This is a genomic window from Streptomyces sp. NPDC030838 (assembly GCF_055572035.1).
This window is the reverse complement of record NZ_JBVIED010000001.1, coordinates 1,399,803-1,416,982: the sequence shown is the minus strand read 5'-3', so window position 1 is coordinate 1,416,982 and position 17,180 is coordinate 1,399,803. Positions and strand designations below refer to the sequence as shown.

Annotated in this window: 19 protein-coding genes; 17 read left to right on the top strand and 2 right to left on the bottom strand. The window is 74.2% G+C overall.

What is annotated here, in order from left to right; genetic code table 11:
- Nucleotides 1-95: 95 nt before the first annotated feature.
- The 5 genes from ACZ42A_RS06360 to ACZ42A_RS06340 all read left to right on the top strand — a co-directional run bounded on the left by ACZ42A_RS06360 (nt 96) and on the right by ACZ42A_RS06340 (nt 5,243).
- Nucleotides 96-659 (top strand): GNAT family N-acetyltransferase, encoded by a 564-nt coding sequence (locus tag ACZ42A_RS06360; RefSeq protein ID WP_468525971.1) that lies wholly within the window; start codon nt 96-98, stop codon nt 657-659.
- A 51-nt stretch (nt 660-710) separates the two neighbouring features.
- The gene (locus ACZ42A_RS06355) at nt 711-1,616 is read left to right on the top strand and encodes an arginase family protein (RefSeq protein ID WP_468525970.1); all 906 of its coding nucleotides are present in this window, start codon (nt 711-713) and stop codon (nt 1,614-1,616) included.
- A gap of 40 nt (nt 1,617-1,656) precedes the next feature.
- Nucleotides 1,657-3,603, top strand: a complete 1,947-nt coding sequence (locus ACZ42A_RS06350) for a DUF5107 domain-containing protein (RefSeq protein ID WP_468525969.1) — start codon at nt 1,657-1,659, stop codon at nt 3,601-3,603.
- A gap of 69 nt (nt 3,604-3,672) precedes the next feature.
- Complete coding sequence (locus ACZ42A_RS06345) at nt 3,673-4,194, top strand: phage holin family protein (RefSeq protein WP_468525968.1); 522 nt, start codon at nt 3,673-3,675, stop codon at nt 4,192-4,194.
- Between the two features lie 20 nt (nt 4,195-4,214).
- Nucleotides 4,215-5,243: an SDR family oxidoreductase gene (locus ACZ42A_RS06340; RefSeq protein WP_468526149.1), complete on the top strand. Its 1,029-nt coding sequence runs from the start codon at nt 4,215-4,217 to the stop codon at nt 5,241-5,243.
- Between the two features lie 57 nt (nt 5,244-5,300).
- On the opposite strand, the gene ACZ42A_RS06335 is transcribed toward ACZ42A_RS06340, so the two are convergent.
- Complete coding sequence (locus ACZ42A_RS06335; protein WP_468525967.1) at nt 5,301-6,392, bottom strand: enolase C-terminal domain-like protein; 1,092 nt, start codon at nt 6,390-6,392, stop codon at nt 5,301-5,303.
- A 7-nt stretch (nt 6,393-6,399) separates the two neighbouring features.
- Nucleotides 6,400-7,359 (bottom strand): LLM class F420-dependent oxidoreductase, encoded by a 960-nt coding sequence (locus tag ACZ42A_RS06330; protein ID WP_468525966.1) that lies wholly within the window; start codon nt 7,357-7,359, stop codon nt 6,400-6,402.
- A 227-nt stretch (nt 7,360-7,586) separates the two neighbouring features.
- On the opposite strand from ACZ42A_RS06330, the gene ACZ42A_RS06325 reads away from it, so the two are divergent.
- From ACZ42A_RS06325 to ACZ42A_RS06270, 12 genes are all read left to right on the top strand, one after another.
- Nucleotides 7,587-9,869 carry an NAD(P)/FAD-dependent oxidoreductase gene (locus ACZ42A_RS06325; protein ID WP_468525965.1) on the top strand — a complete coding sequence of 761 codons (2,283 nt, stop codon included), beginning with the start codon at nt 7,587-7,589 and terminating at the stop codon, nt 9,867-9,869.
- Nucleotides 9,866-11,719, top strand: a complete 1,854-nt coding sequence (locus tag ACZ42A_RS06320; protein WP_468525964.1) for a transketolase — start codon at nt 9,866-9,868, stop codon at nt 11,717-11,719. The genes ACZ42A_RS06325 and ACZ42A_RS06320 overlap by 4 nt, the downstream gene beginning before the upstream one ends.
- On the top strand, nt 11,716-12,642 hold the full coding sequence (gene ligD / locus ACZ42A_RS06315; protein WP_468525963.1) for a non-homologous end-joining DNA ligase: 927 nt from the start codon (nt 11,716-11,718) through the stop codon (nt 12,640-12,642). Before ACZ42A_RS06320 ends, ligD begins: the two co-directional genes overlap by 4 nt.
- A 75-nt stretch (nt 12,643-12,717) precedes the next feature.
- Nucleotides 12,718-13,068: a gas vesicle protein GvpO gene (locus tag ACZ42A_RS06310; RefSeq protein WP_468525962.1), complete on the top strand. Its 351-nt coding sequence runs from the start codon at nt 12,718-12,720 to the stop codon at nt 13,066-13,068.
- Nucleotides 13,069-13,120: 52 nt separating this feature from the next.
- The gene (locus ACZ42A_RS06305) at nt 13,121-13,552 is read left to right on the top strand and encodes a gas vesicle structural protein GvpA (RefSeq protein WP_468525961.1); all 432 of its coding nucleotides are present in this window, start codon (nt 13,121-13,123) and stop codon (nt 13,550-13,552) included.
- Entirely contained in the window at nt 13,549-14,319 is a 771-nt protein-coding gene (locus tag ACZ42A_RS06300; RefSeq protein ID WP_468525960.1) for a GvpL/GvpF family gas vesicle protein, read from the top strand. The genes ACZ42A_RS06305 and ACZ42A_RS06300 overlap by 4 nt, the downstream gene beginning before the upstream one ends.
- A 4-nt stretch (nt 14,320-14,323) precedes the next feature.
- Nucleotides 14,324-14,551: a gas vesicle protein GvpG gene (locus ACZ42A_RS06295; RefSeq protein WP_468525959.1), complete on the top strand. Its 228-nt coding sequence runs from the start codon at nt 14,324-14,326 to the stop codon at nt 14,549-14,551.
- Nucleotides 14,548-15,195: a hypothetical protein gene (locus ACZ42A_RS06290; RefSeq protein WP_468525958.1), complete on the top strand. Its 648-nt coding sequence runs from the start codon at nt 14,548-14,550 to the stop codon at nt 15,193-15,195. The genes ACZ42A_RS06295 and ACZ42A_RS06290 overlap by 4 nt, the downstream gene beginning before the upstream one ends.
- A complete protein-coding gene (locus ACZ42A_RS06285) occupies nt 15,192-15,863 on the top strand; it encodes a hypothetical protein (protein WP_468525957.1) in 672 nt (223 codons plus the stop codon). Before ACZ42A_RS06290 ends, ACZ42A_RS06285 begins: the two co-directional genes overlap by 4 nt.
- Nucleotides 15,860-16,201, top strand: coding sequence for a gas vesicle protein (locus ACZ42A_RS06280; RefSeq protein WP_468525956.1), 342 nt, complete (start codon nt 15,860-15,862; stop codon nt 16,199-16,201). The genes ACZ42A_RS06285 and ACZ42A_RS06280 overlap by 4 nt, the downstream gene beginning before the upstream one ends.
- A complete protein-coding gene (locus ACZ42A_RS06275) occupies nt 16,201-16,998 on the top strand; it encodes a GvpL/GvpF family gas vesicle protein (RefSeq protein ID WP_468525955.1) in 798 nt (265 codons plus the stop codon). The genes ACZ42A_RS06280 and ACZ42A_RS06275 overlap by 1 nt, the downstream gene beginning before the upstream one ends.
- Nucleotides 16,995-17,177, top strand: a complete 183-nt coding sequence (locus ACZ42A_RS06270) for a gas vesicle protein (RefSeq protein ID WP_468525954.1) — start codon at nt 16,995-16,997, stop codon at nt 17,175-17,177. Before ACZ42A_RS06275 ends, ACZ42A_RS06270 begins: the two co-directional genes overlap by 4 nt.
- Nucleotides 17,178-17,180: the final 3 nt, after the last annotated feature.

The window sequence follows — 17,180 nt, the reverse complement described above, 5'->3', positions numbered from 1 at the left end:
CCAGTGGCCGCCCGCTGAGTGGCCGGTGACCGGTGGCTGAGTGGCTCGGGTGGCCGGCCCGCGTGGTCCGGCCGGATGCGTCGTACGCTGGATCGATGCCGCACACCACGTCCCGCTACCTCGCCGAAGGCCCCCGGGTGGGCATACGCCACTTCACCCACCGGGACGGCGCCGAGTTCACCCAGCGCGTCCGGGAGAGCAAGGACCTGCACCACCCGTGGCTCTTCCCGCCGGACACCCTCGCGGCGTACACCGCGTACGCGGGCCGGCTGATCGACGATCCGACGAAGGCGGGGTTCCTGGTCTGCGAGAAGGACGGCCCGGCCGGGCCGGGGGCCATCGCCGGGTTCATCAACATCAACAACATCGTCGGCGGCGGCTTCCAGTGCGGCGCCCTCGGCTACGGCGCCTTCGCGCACGCCGCCGGGCGCGGGCTGATGCGCGAAGGCCTGGAGCTGGTGGTGCGGTACGCGTTCGGGACGATGCGGCTGCACCGGCTGGAGATCAACGTCCAGCCCGGCAACACCGCCTCCATCGGCCTGGCGAAGGCCCTCGGCTTCCGGCTGGAGGGCTTCTCGCCGAACATGCTGTTCATCGACGGGGCCTGGCGCGACCACGAACGCTGGGCGCTCACCGTCGAGATGCGGGCTTCGGGCTGACCTGGGCGATTCCGGTTGAGCGCGGCCTCCGCGTCGCCGACGATGGACCGCATGCGGAATATCGTGGTGCTCGACGCCCCCTCCAACCTGGGCCTGCGCCCGCCCGCCCCCGGCACCGTCCCGGGCTGCTACAAGCTGGCCGGTGCCCTGCGCGAGCAGCGGATCGTGCGCAGGCTGGGCGCCCTGGAGGGCGGGGTGGTGGTGCCGCCGCGCTACGACCGGGGCGACTGGCGGGAAGGGGACGGCGTGTTCAACGCCGCCGCGATCGCCTCCTACACCCGCAAGCTCGCCGACCGCATCGAGCACCACGTCCGCGCCGGGGACTTCCCCGTCGTACTCGGCGGTGACTGCTCCATCCAGCTCGGGGCCTCGCTCGCGCTGCGCCGCCTCGGCCGGTACGGGCTCGCCGCCGTCGACGCCTCACCGGACTTCCGCCACCCCGGCAACTCCGACCGGATCGGCGCGGCCGGCGGGGAGGAGGTCGCGCTGGCCACCGGACGCGGGCAGGAGGACCTGACGAACCTGGAGGAGCTCCGGCCCTATCTGCGCGACGAGGACGTGCGGTTCTTCGGCATCCGCGACGCCTTCCGGGACGACGAGGACTGCGTCGAACTCGCCGCCTTGAAGATCCCCGTCGTCACAGTCGGCGACCTGCGGGAATGGGGCGCGGACGCGCTCGCCCGGGCCACCGCCGAGTCCTTCGCCATTCCGGAACTCGACGGGTTCTGGGTGCACCTGGACGCCGACGTCCTCGACCCGAGCGTCATGCCCGCGGTCGACAGCCCCGACCCCGACGGACTGCTGCCCGACGAACTCGTCGCCCTGCTGCGCCCGTTGCTCGGCTCACCGCGCTGCGTCGGATTCAACGTCACCATCTACGACCCCGATCTCGACCCGGAGGGCACGGCCGGGGCGCTGCTCGCCGATGTCGTCGTGGGCGCCTTTGCCCAATCCTGACCGGTAGGTCCCCTGTTCAGGGGGCGGGACGCCGGGTTCCATGGAGATCGTGACCACGATCCGACGCGCCGTAGTGACGCTGCCCGCCGCCGAGTTGGGTCCCGACAACCCGCTGCCCCCGCTGCGGCCCCTCGACGAGGTGCACCGCGTCGACGAGCGGGACCGCCGCGAGCTGCCGCGGGACATGGCCCGCCAGATCGGCTACGAACCGCTGCGCAGCCTGCTGCCCGTACCGGTCCGGGACGGCTACGACCGCCTCCGCGCACCGCGTGACCTCGACGCGCTCGTGATCGAGAACGACCGGCTGCGCGCCACCGTGCTGCCCGGCCTCGGCGGACGGCTGGTCTCGCTGGAACACCGGGGGCGTGAACTGCTCTACCGCAACCCGGTCCTCCAGCCCGCCGACTTCGCCCTCAACGGCGCCTGGTTCTCCGGCGGCGTCGAATGGAACATCGGCGCCACCGGCCACACCACCCTCTCCTGCTCACCCCTGCACGCCGCCCGCGTCCCCGCCCCGGACGGCGGCGAGATGCTGCGGCTGTGGGAGTGGGAGCGCCTGCGCGACCTGCCGTTCCAGGTCGACCTGTGGCTGCCGGACGGCTCCGACTTCCTCTACGCCGGCGTCCGGATCCGCAACCCGCACGAGCGGCCGGTGCCCGCCTACTGGTGGTCCAACATCGCCGTCCCGGAAGAGTGCAGGGTCCTCGCCCCCGCTGAGGAAGCCTGGCACTTCGGGTACGAGCGGCGGCTGCGCCGGGTGCCCGTCCCGGCGTTCGAGGGCATCGACCGCACGTATCCCCTCAACAGCACCTACGCCGCCGACTACTTCTACGAACTGCCCGACGGCCGGCGCCGCTGGATCGCCGCCGTGGGCGCGGACGGCCACGGGCTGGTGCAGACGTCCACCGACGTGCTGCGCGGACGGAAGCTGTTCGTGTGGGGGACCGGCAGCGGCGGGCGGCGCTGGCAGGACTGGCTCACCGAGCCCGGCACCGGCGGCTACTGCGAGATCCAGGCCGGGCTCGCCCGCACCCAGCTGGAACACGTCCGGCTGGAGGCCGGGAGCGAGGTGTCCTGGCTGGAGGCGTACGGGCCGCTGGACACCCCGCCCGACGGGGAGTGGCCGGACGTGCTGCGCGCCGCCGAGGACCGGCTGGAGGCCGTACTGCCGCGCCGGGCCGTCGACGAGGCGTACGCCGCCTGGCGGCCGTACGCCGACACCGAACCCGGCGAGACCCTCGCCCGCGGCTCCGGCTGGGGTGCGCTCGAAGTGCTGCGTGGTGGCTGGAAACTGTCCGGTACGCCCTTCGGAGAGCACACCCTCGGCGACGACCAGGCGCCCTGGCTGCACCTGCTGCGCGCCGGTGCCCTGCCCGAGCCGCGCCGCTCCGGGCCGCCCGGTCCCACCCTGGTCGCCCCGCACTGGCGGGACATGCTGGAGACCGCGCCCGCCACCCCGCTCACCGAGTATCACCTGGGGGTCGCCCAGTGGCACGCCGGCGACCGGGCACAGGCGGTGCGCAGCTGGGAGCGGTGCCTCGCCCTGGCCCCGTCCGACTGGCCCGCGCTGCGCTGCCTGGCCGTCGCCGACCGGGCGGACGGCCACCACGAGCGGGCCGCGGACCGGTACACGGAGGCCTACGAGGCCCTCTGCCGGGACGACGCCGGGGGACGGGCAGAGATCGCCGCCGCCCTCGGCCGCGAGGCCGTCGAGGCGCTGCTCGCGGTCGGACGGACGGCCGGGGCGCGGGCCGTGTGGGAGCGGCTGGACCCGGTGACCCGGGCACGCGGCGGGTTCCGGCTACTGGAGGCCGGACTGCTGCTCGCCGAGGGCCGTCGGGACGCCGCACGCGCCGTGTTCGACGCCGGGTTCGACGTCGCCGACCTGCGCGAGGGCGCCGAGTCCATCGGCCTGCTGTGGGCCCGGCTCTCGGACGAGCCGCTGCCCGCGCGGTACGACTTCCGGATGCGCCCGCCGACGTCGTGACCGAGCGTCGCCCGCGACCGGCGCCGTGACCAAGCGTTATCCCCGACCGGCACCGGGTACCCGGCGGCCATGAACCGCATGGATCATCTGGAGCATCTGGACAAACACCTCGTCGACGAGCTGGCGCAGGTGGCGCGCGAGACGATCCGCGACGAACTGCGGGAGCAGACGCGCAAGCAGCGCAGGACGGCCATGCTGTACGCCGCGTCCGGCACCGTCGCGCTGTACGCGGGCGCGGCCCTCGCGCTCGCCGTCGGGCTCGCCCTGGCGCTCGCGCTGCCGGACTGGGCCGCCGCGCTGATCACCGCGGTGATCCTCGGCGCCGTCGCCTACGCGCTGCGCGGCGCCGCCCGGCCGAAGCACACGTCGATGTACGACTCCGGGAGCGGACGCACCGTCGGCGGCACCGCGCCCGCCGCACCGCCCAGCGGGCTCGGCATGCCCTACCCGCCGATGCCGCCGGTCGCCCCGGGTGGGGCCGGTGCCGCCACCGGCGCACCGGGCGCGGGCACCCCGGCCCCCGGCGGGACCGGCGCCCCCGCGCCGCGGCCGGAGGACATCGACCCCGAGCGGCCGCACCACCGGGCGTGACCGCGATGCGCCGGCCGGGGATGCCGTCGCGGCGCGGCAGAGCAGTCGTCGTCACCGGGGCCGCCGGGGGCGTGGGCCGGGCCACGGCCCGCGCCTTCGCCGCGCGCGGCGACCGGGTGGCCCTGCTGGCCCGCGGCCGCGAGGGCTTGGCGGCCGCCGCCGACGAGGTGCAGCGCGCGGGCGGGGAGGCGCTGGTCGTCACCGTCGACATGGCCGACGCGCAGGCCGTGGACGACGCCGCCCAGCAGGTCGTCGACGCGTTCGGGCACATCGACGTCTGGGTCAACAACGCCCTCGCCGGGGTCTTCGCACCGTTCACCGAGATCACGCCCGACGAGTACCGCCGGGCGACCGACGTGACCTACCTGGGCTGTGTGTTCGGCACCCGGGCCGCCCTGCGGCACATGCTGCCGCGCGGCAAGGGCACCGTCGTGCAGGTGGGGTCCGCGCTCGCCTATCGCGGGGTGCCGCTGCAGTCCGCGTACTGCGGGGCCAAGCACGCGATCCAGGGGTTCAACGAGTCGCTGCGCTGCGAGCTGCTGCACCAGGGCAGCCGGGTGCGCACCACGATGGTGCAGCTGCCGGCGGTCAACACCCCGCAGTTCGACTGGGTGCTGAGCCGGATGCCCGGCCGGCCCCGGCCGGTGCCGCCGGTCTACCAGCCGGAGGTCGCCGCCCGGGCGATCGTGCACGCGGCCTCCCACGCGCGGCGCCGCGAGTACTGGGTGGGCGGCTCCACGGTGGCCACCCTGCTCGCCAACGCCGTGGCGCCCGGCGTGCTGGACCGGTACCTGGCGCGGACCGGGTACGCCGCCCAGCAGGAGGAGGCCGGGCCCGGGCAGGTCTCCGCCGTCGGCGGGAACCTGTGGACACCGGCCGACGGGCCGCACGGACGGGACTTCGGGGCGCACGGCCGGTTCGACGAGGAGTCCTACGACCGGAGCCCCCAGCAGTGGCTGTCCCGGCAGCGCGGGCGGATGGGCGCCGCACTCACAGCCGGAGCGGCTCTGCTCGCCGCGCGGCGTGTCCGGCGGCTGGTCCGGCGCTAGAGGACTGTCGGCCCGGCGCCGGGGACGGTCGGTCCGCCGGGGACTGCCGGTCCGGCGCTAGGCGACCCGGAAATCCTCCACCTCGTCCGTCCGCAGCGTCAGCCCGTGCCCCACGCCCGCGGTGGGGCGGACCGTGCCGCCCGTCGGGTCCAGGACGCCGTCGAAGAACATCGCCTCGATCCGCACATGGTCGTGGAACCACTCCAGGTGGCGGAGGTTGGGCAGCGAGGCCGCCGCCGCGGCGTGGGCGTGCGGGGCGCAGTGCGCGGAGATCTCCAGGCCGTGCGCCTGGGCGAGGGCCGCGGCGCGCAGGAAGTCCGTGATGCCGCCGCAGCGGGTCGCGTCCACCTGGAGGCAGTCGACCGCGCCGGCCGTGATCATCCGGGCGAAGTAGGGCAGGTCGTAGCCGTACTCGCCGGCCGCCACGTCGCAGACCAGGGTGTCGCGCAGCAGCCGCAGCCCGGTGAGGTCGTCCGATGGCACGGGCTCCTCGAACCAGCCCACCCCGTGCTCGGCCAGGGCGTGCCCCACCCGCACCGCCTGCTTGCGGGTGTAGGCGCCGCCCGCGTCCACGTACAGCTCGGCGTCCTCGCCGACGACCTGGCGGGCCGCCCGGACCCGGGCCAGATCGCGGGTGACCGCCCGGCCCCACGCCTCGCCGATCTTCATCTTCACGCGCGGAATGTGCTGACCGTGCACCCAGCCGTTCAACTGGGCGGCCAGATGCATGTCGTGGTACGTCGTGAAGCCGCCGCTGCCGTACACCGGCACCCGCTCCCGGGCCACCCCCAGCAGCCGCGCCAGGGGCAGTTCCAGCAGCCGGGCCTTGAGATCCCACAGCGCGATGTCCAGCGCGGAGATCGCACAGGCGGCGACGCCCGGACGGCCCGCGTCGCGCACGGCGCGGACCAGCCGGTCGTGCACGGCCGGTACGTCGAGCGCGGAGCAGCCCTCGACGCGCGGGGCGAGATGGTCGCGCAGGAAGTCGCCGACCGCGGGCGGGCCGTAGGTCCAGCCGGTGCCGGTGGCCTCGCCCGCCGACACCTCGGCGAAGACGACCGTCGTGGTGTCCCAGGCGAAGGTGCCGTCCGCCTCCGGGGCGTCCGTCGGCACCGTGTACACCGACACCGCGGGGGTGCGCAGCCTCATCCTCCCGTCAGCTCCCCGGGAGCTGCGGCAGCACCTTCGTGCGGTAGAAATCGAAGAACCCGCGCTGGTCGGGGCCTATCTGGTTGACGTAGATCGTGTCGAAGCCCGCCTCCGCGAACGCGGTCAGCGCCGCCACGTGCTCGTCCACGTCGTCCCCGCAGACGCCGTTCTCGGCGATCATCTCCTCGGTGACCAGCGGCTCCAGCTGCTCGAAGTGGCGCGGCGACGGCAGCACCTGCCCCATCTCGCCGGGCAGGAACTGGTTGGACCACAGCCGGCGCACCGTGCGGACCGCCTCGGCGCGGTCGGTGCCGTAGCAGACCTTGGTGCCGCCGCTGACCGGCTTGCCGTTCCCGCCGCCCTCGCGGAACTGCTGCACCATGTCCGACTCCGGCATCATCGTGATGTAGCCGTCGCCCACGCGGGCCGCGAGCGCGGTCGCCTTCGGGCCGAAGCCGGAGATGTCGATCGGGACGGGCTCGTCCGGGACCGTGTACAGGCGGGCGTTCTCCACCTTGTAGTGGGTGCCGTAGTGGCTGATCTCCTCGCCGGAGAAGAGGCGCCGCATGATCAGGATCGCCTCCTCCAGCATGTCGAGACGGACCTGCGCCGGCGGCCAGGTGTGGCCGACGACGTGCTCGTTCAGCGCCTCGCCCGTGCCCACGCCGAGCCGGAACCGGCCGTTCGTCATCACCGCGCTGGTCGCGGCGGCCTGCGCCACCACCGCCGGGTGGATCCGCACCGTCGGGCAGGTCACCGCCGTCTCGATCGGCAGCGACACCGCCTGGGAGAGCGCGCCGATCACCGACCACACGAACGGACTCTGCCCCTGGGCGTCGTTCCAGGGGTGGTAGTGGTCCGAGATCCACAGGGACCGGAATCCGGCCTGCTCGGCCATCCGGGCCTGTTCCAGGAGGTCCGCGGGGCCGTGTTCCTCGCAGGAGAGGAAGTAGCCGTACTCGGGCATGGGGGGCACCTCCGCGACGGGCGGCTCGAGTCGGGTCGCGGACCGGGTACCCGGCGCCCGGCCGGGAAACCGGCGGACGCTCGGGTGCCCCGGCCGGACGTTTGGGTGCCCCGGCCAGGGGGACGCGGAAAGCTCGAACGCGCGGCCGTACGGGGGTGCTCGTACGTCCGCGTACCCGCCCACGCACACGCCCGCCCTCGTACGGACGAGAGCGCCGGAGGCACACCGTGAGTCGACCCCGCATCGTGATTGTCGGTGCCGGCTTCGCCGGCTACCGGACGGCCCGCACGCTGTCCCGGATGGCCCGGGACAAGGCCGAGATCACCCTGCTCAACCCGACCGACTACTTCCTCTACCTGCCGCTGCTGCCGCAGGTCGCCGCCGGCATCCTGGAGCCGCGCCGGGTCACCGTCTCGCTGTCCGGCACCCTGCCCTGGGTGCGGCTGGTGCTCGGCGAGGCCGACGGTGTGGACCTCGACACGCGCACCGTGCACTACAGCGATCCCGAGGGCGGCGCCGGAACCCTGGAGTACGACCGGCTCGTCCTCGCCGCAGGCAGCGTCAACAAACTGCTGCCCATCCCCGGCGTCGCCGAGCACGCGCACGGCTTCCGGGGCCTGCCGGAAGCGCTGTACCTGCGCGACCACGTGACCCGGCAGGTGGAACTCGCCGCCTCCTCCGACGACCCGAAGAGCTGCGCGGCGCGCTGTACGTTCGTCGTGGTCGGCGCCGGATACACCGGCACCGAGGTCGCCGCCCACGGGCAGCTCTTCACCGACGCGCAGGTGCGCAAACACCCCCTGCGGGAGGGCATGCGTCCTCGCTGGATGCTGCTGGACGTCGCCCCGCGTGTCCTGCCCGAACTGGACGAACGGCTCTCCCGCACCGCCGACCGGGTGCTGCGGCAGCGGGGCGTCGACGTGCGGATGGGGACGTCCGTGAAGGAGGCCATGCACGGCGGGGTGCTGCTGACCGACGGCGAGTACGTCGAGACCCGCACCCTCGTGTGGTGCGTCGGGGTGCGGCCCGACCCGCTGGTCGCCTCGCTGGAGCTGCCGATGGAACGCGGCCGGCTGCTCGTCGACCCGCACCTTCGGGTGCCGGGCCGGCCCGAGGTGTTCGCCTGCGGCGATGCCGCCGCCGTGCCCGACCTGGAGAAGCCGGGGGAGTACACGCCGATGACCGCGCAGCACGCCTGGCGGCAGGGCAGGGTGTGCGCCCGCAATGTCGCCGCCTCGCTGGGGGCGGCGGAGCGGCAGGCCTACCGCCACCGCGACCTGGGGTTCGTCGTCGACCTCGGCGGCGCCAAGGCCGCGGCGAACCCGCTCGGCGTGCCGCTGTCCGGGCCGCTCGCCGGGGCCGTCACCCGCGGCTACCACCTCGCCGCGATGCCCGGCAACCGGGTGCGGGTGGCCGCGGACTGGCTCCTCGACGCGATCCTGCCCCGGCAGGCCGTGCAGCTGGGGCTCGTCCGGTCGTGGTCGGTCCCGCTGGACACGGCCTCACCGGAGCTGGCACAGGTGCCGGAGGCCTCCGGCGGTGGGGGCGGGCGTACGGGGGGTGGGGGTGACGGTGACGAGGGGGCGGAGGCAGGGAGGCGGACCGTGTCGGAGAACGCGAAGAACCAGAAGAACCAGAAGAACCGGATGGGCGCGGAGCCTGCGAGGAACCAGCCGGGTGGGGAGCCTGCGAAGAATCAGCCGGGTGGGGAGCCTGCGAAGAACCAGCCGGGTGGAGAGCCCGCGAAGAACCAGCCCGGCGGTGAGCCCGAGAAGGGTCCGCCGGGCGGTGAGCCCGCGAAGGGTCCGCCGGGCGGTGAGCCCGCGCGGGAGCCGGCGGGTGGCGAGTCGCACGGTGCGGAGCGGCCGGGCGGCAAGCCCGGCGCCGGGCAGCCGGATGTCGAGCCCCTGTCCGGCCGGCCCGATGGCGAGCGCCTGGCCGGGCGGCCGGGGGCTGAGCCAGGCGAGGCCGGTACCGGTGGGGGGCAGGTCCCCTGGGGCGCCGTCGTGGAGGCCGACGCCGAGTGGTCCGGGGTCGCAGGGCCGTTTCTGGACGCGGAGACACCGGGGCCGGTGGGGTCGGCGGACATCGAACCCTCCGGACCCACGGAGACCGTGACCGGCGAGGAGGGATCGAGCCCCGCCGAGCCGCACTGGGGGCCGATGCGCAGCCCTGGCCCTGGCGCGCCGCACTCGGGTTCGGGGCACAACCCTGGCCCCGGCGAGCCGCATGCGGGCTCGAGGCGCAGCCCCGGCGCCGCCGAGCCGCGGGCGGATCGTGAGCCGCCAGGGTCGGGCGAGGCCGAGGCCGAGGCGGGTGCCGAGCCGCCGGGGCCGGTGCGGCGCCCCGAGACGGCCGCCGCTCCGCGGGCCGACCGCGAGCCGCCCGGTCCGGCGGAGGCCGGGTCCGGGCACCGGACGGGCCCCGAGCCGCCCGGGCCGGTCAAGAGCTCCGATCTGCCCGGTGACGACGCCGATCTCCCCGAACCCTCCGCAGAAGGAGAGCGATGAACACCGACGAACTCGAGGAGCTGGGGCAGCAGCTGCGCGTCGACAGTGTGCGGGCGGCGGCTGCCGCCGGCTCCGGGCATCCCACGTCGTCCATGTCGGCCGCCGACCTGATGGCCGTGCTGCTGGCCAACCACCTGCGCTATGACTTCGACCGCCCCGACCACCCCGCCAACGACCGCTTCATCCTCTCCAAGGGCCACGCGTCCCCCCTGCTGTACGCGGCGTTCAAGGCGGCCGGCGCGCTCGACGACGAGGAGCTGCTGACGTTCCGCGAGAGGGGCAGCCGGCTGGAGGGGCATCCCACGCCGCAGCGGCTGCCGTGGGTCGAGACGGCCACCGGGTCGCTGGGACAGGGACTGCCGGTCGGCGTCGGCGTCGCCCTCTCCGGCAAGCGGCTGGAACGCACCGACTACCGGGTGTGGGTGCTGTGCGGCGACAGCGAGCTGGCCGAGGGCTCCGTGTGGGAGGCCGCCGAGCACGCGGGCCACGAGCATCTGGACAACCTCGTCGCGATCGTCGACGTCAACCGGCTCGGCCAGCGCGGCCCGACCCGGCACGGCCACGACCTCGACGCCTACGCCCGCCGCTTCCAGGCTTTCGACTGGCACACCGTGGAGATCGACGGCCACGACGTCGACGCGATCGACCGCGCCTACGGCGAGGCGATCTCCACCATGGGGCAGCCCACCGCCATCCTCGCCCGCACCCTCAAGGGCAGGGGCGTCGAGGGCGTCCAGGACCGGGAGGGCCTGCACGGCAAACCGCTGCCGGACGCGGAGGAGGCGGTCGCGGAACTGGGCGGCAGGCGCGACCTGATCGTCCAGGTGCACGAGCCGTCGGCCGACCGGATCCTGCACGCCGTACGCACCAGGTCGGCGGTCGACCTCCCCGAGTGGGAACGCGGCGGCGACAAGGTCGCCACCCGGGACGCCTACGGCAAGGCCCTCGCCGCCCTCGGCACCGCCCGCGACGACGTCGTCGCCCTCGACGGCGAGGTCAGCGACTCCACCCGGGCCGAGCACTTCGCCAAGGAGCACCCCGACCGCTTCTTCGAGTGCTACATCGCCGAGCAGCAGATGGTCGCCGCCGCGGTGGGCCTCGCCTCCCGCGGCTGGATGCCGTACGCCTCCACCTTCGCGGCCTTCCTCACCCGCGCGTACGACTTCGTGCGCATGGCGTCGATCAGCGGCGCCGGGATCAACCTGGTCGGCTCGCACGCGGGCGTCGCGATCGGGCAGGACGGGCCGTCCCAGATGGGCCTGGAGGACCTGGCGATGTTCCGGGCCGTGCACGGCTCGACCGTGCTGTACCCCTGCGACGCCAACCAGACGGCCCGGCTGGTCGCCGCCATGGCCGGACTCGACGGCATCCGCTATCTGCGCACCTCGCGCGGCGCGACCCCGGTGCTCTACGGGCCCGACGAGGAGTTCCCCGTCGGCGGCAGCAAGGTGCTGCGCTCCTCCGACCGGGACCGGCTCACCCTGGTCGCGGCCGGGGTCACCGTTCCCGAGGCGCTCGCCGCCGCCGACGCCCTGGACCGCGAGGGCATCCAGGTGCGGGTCGTCGACCTCTACTCGCTCAAGCCCGTCGACCGGCTCACCCTCCGGCAGGCCGCCGAGGAGACCGGCTGCCTGCTGACCGTGGAGGACCACCACCCGGAGGGCGGCCTCGGGGACGCGGTCCTCGACCCCTTCCTCGACGGCCGCCCCATGCCGCGCCTGGTCCGCCTCGCGGTCCGTACGATGCCCGGCTCCGCGTCGCCCGAGGAGCAGCTGCACGCCGCCGGCATCGACGCCGAGTCGGTCGCGGCCGCCGTACGCCTGCTGGTGGAGCAAGCGGTGGTGCCATGAGCCGTACCGACATGCGCACGGTGCGGGCGGGCCGCCGTACGGTCGAGGTACGGCGGCCCGGCAAGGTCCTCTTCCCGGGCGGTGACGGTCATCCGGAGTACACCAAGGGCGACCTCGTCGACTACTACCGGTCCGTGGCGCCCTTCATGCTGCCGCAGCTGCGCGGCCGCCCGCTGATGCTGGAACGGCATCCGGACGGCGTCGACGGCCCCCGCTTCCTGCAGAAGAACACCCCGGAGAACTACCCGGACTGGATCACCCGCGTCGAGGTGCCCAAGGAGGGCGGCACCGTCTGCCACACCGTCTGCGACGACTCCGCCACCCTCGTCCACCTCGCCGACCAGGCCTGCGTCACCCTGCACCGCTGGCTGTCGCGCTCCGGACGCCTGCACCGGCCCGACCGGATGGTCTTCGACCTCGACCCCTCCGGCGACGACTTCACGCCCGTCCGCGAGGCGGCCGGACTGCTCGGCGAACTCCTCGACGAACTGCGGCTGCCGTCGGCCCTGATGACCACCGGCTCGCGCGGCGTGCACGTGGTGGTGCCGCTGACCGGACATCACGACTTCGACGAGGTACGGCGGTTCGCCCGGGACGTCGCCGACACCCTCGCCGCCGGGCACCCCGACCGGCTCACCACCGCCGCCCGCAAGAAGGACCGCGGCGACCGCCTCTATCTGGACGTCCAGCGCAACGCGTACGCCCAGACCGCCGTCGCCCCGTTCACCGTGCGTGCCCGCCCCGGCGCGCCCGTCGCCGTGCCCGTCGCCTGGGACCAGCTCGACGCCCCGGACTTCGGTCCGCGCCGCTGGAGCATCACCGATGCCGTCGACCAGGCCCGCACCAACCCCTGGGCGGGCGTGATGAGCCGGGGCCGCGCCCTCGGGCCGGCCCGTCGCAGGCTGGACGCGCTGCGCGGCTGACGTCCCCCCGGACCCCGCTCTGCCGTCCGCAGGTTTGGCCATGGGCTGTGCGGCCACCCGACCTCCGAGGTGGCCATGTCGAACACAAACCGCACAGCACAGTCGCAGAGTTCACGAGAGTCCCATAAGGAGAACGCGCACACGGCGGACGACCGGCCGAGCCCGATGGAGGTGCTGCGCCAGGCGCGCACCCAGCTCACGGAGCTCACCGGCATGGACGCCGAGACCGTGTCGTCCTTCGAACCCACGGAGGACGGCTGGTCCCTGGAGGTCGAGGTGCTCGAACTCGCCCGGGTGCCCGACACGATGAGCCTGATGGCGAGCTACCGGGTGGACCTCGACGACCGGGGCCGGCTCACCGGCTACCGGCGCGTCCGCCGCTACGAACGCGGGCGGGCCGACGCACACCGGCCCGGCGGCCGCTAGGCCGCCCACGGCCCGTCACCATCACACCAGCAGAGAAGGAGGACCGGTCGGCATGACCGTTGTCCCGGCACAGCAGACCGGCTCGGGGGGCGGCTCCAGCGGCCTCTACGACGTCCTGGAACTCGTGCTCGACCGAGGGCTCGTCATCGACGCCTTCGTACGGGTCTCCCTGGTCGGCATCGAGATCCTGAAGATCGACGTACGGGTCGTCGTCGCCAGCGTCGACACCTACCTGCGGTTCGCCGAGGCCTGCAACCGCCTGGACCTTGAGGCCGGGCCGCGCAAGAGCCCCGGCCTGCCCGACGTGGTCGGCTCGATCACCGAGTCCGGCGCGCGCGGCAAGTCCAAGGGCGCGCTGTCCGGCGCCGCGCAGACCATCTCCGACGCCTTCAAGCAGGCGCGCGAGGAGGGCACCGCCGAGCCCGAGACCAAGGCCCGCACCCGCCGGACCACCACCGCCCGCCGGAAGGAGGAGCAGGAGTGAGCACGTACGTCTACGGCATCGCCGCGCGCTCCCACCCCGCGCTCCCCGACGGCATGGCCGGCGTCGGTGATCCCGCCCGCCCGGTGCGGGTCCTGAAGGAGGGCGAACTGGCGGCGATCGTCAGCGACGCGCCCGACGGGCTGCGCCCCAAGCGCCGCGATCTCGTCGCCCACCAGAACGTGCTCGCCGAGGCGGGAGCCGCGGGCTGTGTGCTGCCCATGCGGTTCGGCAGCGTGGCCCCGGACGACGCGGCCGTCACCGGCGTCCTCGCCGAACGCGCCGCGCACTACCGGGAGCGGCTGCGGGCCCTGGACGGCAAGGTCGAGTACAACGTCAAGGCCTCCCACGTGGAAGAGGCCGTGCTGCACCACGTGATGGCCGAGGACCCCGAGATCAGGGCGCTCGCCGAGGCCAACCGGCAGGCGGGCGGCGGCAGTTACGAGCAGAAGCTGCGGCTCGGTGAGATGGTCGCCGCCGCGGTGCGGGACAAGGAGGCGGAGGACGCGCTCGCCGTCCAGCGGCTGCTGGAACCGGCCGCCGAGGGGGTGAGCGTCGGTCCCGACTCCACCGGATGGCTGGTCAACGTGTGCTTCCTGGTCGACCGGGACACGGCCGCGCCGTTCCTCGCCGCGGTCGAGCAGGCCCGCAAGAACCTGCCCCACCTGGAGCTGCGCGCCAACGGGCCGCTGCCGCCGTACAGCTTCGTCGAGCCCGGCCCCGCCGAGCCCGCGGGCAGCACGGCCGGCGGGCGGAGTGCGGAGGAGTGAGCCCGTGGGACTTCTCGGAGAAGTGCTGATGCTGCCGTTCGCCCCGGTGCGCGGCAGCGCCTGGGCGATCAGACAGGTGCTGCGGGAGGCGGAGCGGATTTACTACGACCCCGCCACCGTTCGCGCCGAACTCGCCCGCCTGGAGGAGCAGTTGTCCCTCGGGGAGATCACCGAGGAGGAGTTCGACCGCCGGGAGGACGAACTCCTCGACCGGCTGGAGATGGCACCGTGAAGGGCAGGCTGGCGACGGTGGCCGTACTCTTCCTGATCCGCCGGCGGCTGCGCGCGCTGTCCCGGCAGCTCCGCGAGAACCTGCGGATCCGAGAGATCGAGGAACAACTCCGCGAGGACCTGCGCGGCGTCCCGGACGCGGCGGCGGCCACCCTGACCCGCTGGGCGGAACACCGCCTCGACGTCCTCGCGGACCGGCTGCACGAGCGGACGGAGGAGATCCACGCGAGTTTGGGCGCCGGGGGATCGGTGGGGGTGGCCGGGCGCGTCGAGGCGGGGAAGGCCATGGCAGAAGATGCCGCCGACAAGGCCGCAGCCGGCAAGGCCGCCGACAAGGCCACGGCCGGCGAGGCGACCACCGAGGGCGTCGTCGGCGAGGGCACCGCCGAGAGGGAGGCGCCCCCCGAGGAGGCCGTGAACGAGAGGGAGGCTCCCGCCGAGGAGGCCGTGAAGAAGGCCGACAGGGCTGCCGCCAAGAAGGCGACCGCCGCGCGGGCCGCCGCCCGGCGGTCTGCGGGCGGGCAGCCTGGCGGCGGGCAGGCGGGGGCCGGGCAGGCGTCCGGCAAGAGGGCGCCTGCCAGGGCCGCTGCCCGGCGTCGTGCGGTGTCCGCGCAAGCGAGTGGGCGGGGAGGTGGGGAGCGATGACGGGTGTCCCTACCCAAGGAGTGTCCGGCCGCCCCGGCCTGCTCGGTGAGCTCGCGCGCGGTGAGGCCGCCGACCGGGTCCGGGCGGAGGCGCGGGAGTATCTGGCCGCCCAGGTCCGGCGGCTGCTGGCCGGCGTCGGCCGGGGGCTCGGCGCGGCCACCGTCCGGCTCACCGATCTCGCCGAGGGCCGCGACGCCGGCCTCGCCCGGCTCGCCCGCGACACCGGCCGCAAGATCGTCGCAGGCAGGGGCCCGGCACGTGCCGTGCTGGAGATCGCCGTCGCCCGGATGGCGGCCCGGCCGCTCGTCGTCGTCGAGCGGGTCGACGTCGGCGTACCCCCGCGTACGGCGTACGAGGAATGGGCGCGGCACCCGGACGCGCGGCCCGTCCCCGGCGACCGGCTCGCCTGGACCGCGCACGGCCTGCGGGGCGTGGTCTCCTTCCACCCGCTCGCCGACCGGCTCACCCGCGTGCTGCTGGTCGCCGAGCACCTGCCCGCCGGCCCGGCCGACCGGGCCGGCGCCCTGCTGCGGACGCCGCGCCGCCGGGCCCGGCGCGACCTGGCGGACTTCGCCCGGCACGTCACGCTGAGCGGGGTACCCGAGGGGGACAGCCCCGCCTCCGTACCCGAGGACACCCGGCCGACCACCCGAGGGAGCCATCGATGACCACCGCCAGCCGGCTCCCCGAGCCTTACGGCCGCGACGGGAGCGCCAACCTCGCCGACATCCTGGAGCGGGTGCTCGACAAGGGCGTCGTCATCGCGGGCGACATCCGGATCAACCTTCTCGACATCGAACTGCTCACCATCAAGCTGCGGCTCATCGTCGCCTCCGTCGACAAGGCCAAGGAGATGGGCATCGACTGGTGGGAGGACGACCCGGCCCTGTCCACCCGCGCCCGCCGCGACGAACTCACCCGTCGCGACGAACTCGCCCGCGAGAACGCCGAGTTGCGCGAGCGGCTGGCGGCCCTGGAGACCGGCCGGACCGGGGAGGGATCGTGATGACCATCGGACTGCGCTACGTCTACGCCGTGTGCCGCCCCTTCGACAGGCCGCTCCAGTCCCAGCTGACGGGCGTCGGCGGTGCCCCGCCCCGGCTGCTGCACCACCACGGCCTGGTCGCCGTCGTCAGCACGGTGCCGGAACGGCACTTCGCCGAGGAGCCGCTGCGCGCCCATCTGGAGGACCTGGACTGGCTCACCGAGACGGCCAGAGCCCACCAGCAGGTGATCGACGCGCTGACCACGGTCACCACCCCGCTGCCGCTGCGGCTGGCCACCGTCTTCCGGGACGACAGCGCGGTCCGCGTGATGATGGAAGCCCGCGAGGACTTCTTCCGGCGGACCCTCGACCGGCTGGAGGGCCGGGTGGAATGGGGCGTGAAGATCTACGCCGAAACGGAACCCGGCGAGGCCGGGGATTTCGACGGGCCGCCCGGAAAGGCCGCCTCGGGGCGGGACTATCTCCGGCAGCGCAGCGCCCGCGTCCGCGCCCACGAGGATCTCTGGCAAAGGGCCGAGACTTTCGCCACGCGACTGCACGAAACGCTTTCCGAGTACGCCGAGGATTCCCGGCTGCACGTCCCGCAGAACCCGGCGATTTCCGGTGCGGCCGGACGGAATGTGCTCAACGCTGCCTATCTGGTTCCGCGGGACCGTTCCGAGGAATTCGTGGAACTGGTGGACCGTACGAAGGACGACTCCTCCGGACTGCGTGTGGAACTCACCGGCCCCTGGGCCGCCTACTCGTTCGTCGACGGCCCCGACACCGACGAGGAGAACGCGGAGGAGGTGCCGTGACCGTCGTGGAACGCCGTGAGGTCGCCCTCGTGGACCTGCTGGACCGGCTGTTGGCCGGCGGGGTCGTCATCACCGGCGACATCACCCTGCGGATCGCGGACGTCGACCTCGTCCGCATCGATCTCAACGCCCTGATCAGCTCGGTGAACGCACAGGTGCCCACACCGTGGGAGGGATGAACC

Excerpts from the sequence above, each read along its gene's own strand:
- ACZ42A_RS06360 (WP_468525971.1), top strand. The coding sequence starts at position 96 with ATGCCGCACACCACGTCCCGCTACCTCGCCGAAGGCCCCCGGGTGGGC.
- ACZ42A_RS06355 (WP_468525970.1), top strand. The coding sequence starts at position 711 with ATGCGGAATATCGTGGTGCTCGACGCCCCCTCCAACCTGGGCCTGCGC.
- ACZ42A_RS06350 (WP_468525969.1), top strand. The coding sequence starts at position 1,657 with ATGGAGATCGTGACCACGATCCGACGCGCCGTAGTGACGCTGCCCGCC.
- ACZ42A_RS06345 (WP_468525968.1), top strand. The coding sequence starts at position 3,673 with ATGAACCGCATGGATCATCTGGAGCATCTGGACAAACACCTCGTCGAC.
- ACZ42A_RS06340 (WP_468526149.1), top strand. The coding sequence starts at position 4,215 with ATGCCGTCGCGGCGCGGCAGAGCAGTCGTCGTCACCGGGGCCGCCGGG.
- ACZ42A_RS06335 (WP_468525967.1), bottom strand. The coding sequence starts at position 6,392 with ATGAGGCTGCGCACCCCCGCGGTGTCGGTGTACACGGTGCCGACGGAC.
- ACZ42A_RS06330 (WP_468525966.1), bottom strand. The coding sequence starts at position 7,359 with ATGCCCGAGTACGGCTACTTCCTCTCCTGCGAGGAACACGGCCCCGCG.
- ACZ42A_RS06320 (WP_468525964.1), top strand. The coding sequence starts at position 9,866 with ATGAACACCGACGAACTCGAGGAGCTGGGGCAGCAGCTGCGCGTCGAC.
- ligD (WP_468525963.1), top strand. The coding sequence starts at position 11,716 with ATGAGCCGTACCGACATGCGCACGGTGCGGGCGGGCCGCCGTACGGTC.
- ACZ42A_RS06310 (WP_468525962.1), top strand. The coding sequence starts at position 12,718 with ATGTCGAACACAAACCGCACAGCACAGTCGCAGAGTTCACGAGAGTCC.
- ACZ42A_RS06305 (WP_468525961.1), top strand. The coding sequence starts at position 13,121 with ATGACCGTTGTCCCGGCACAGCAGACCGGCTCGGGGGGCGGCTCCAGC.
- ACZ42A_RS06285 (WP_468525957.1), top strand. The coding sequence starts at position 15,192 with ATGACGGGTGTCCCTACCCAAGGAGTGTCCGGCCGCCCCGGCCTGCTC.
- ACZ42A_RS06280 (WP_468525956.1), top strand. The coding sequence starts at position 15,860 with ATGACCACCGCCAGCCGGCTCCCCGAGCCTTACGGCCGCGACGGGAGC.
- ACZ42A_RS06275 (WP_468525955.1), top strand. The coding sequence starts at position 16,201 with ATGACCATCGGACTGCGCTACGTCTACGCCGTGTGCCGCCCCTTCGAC.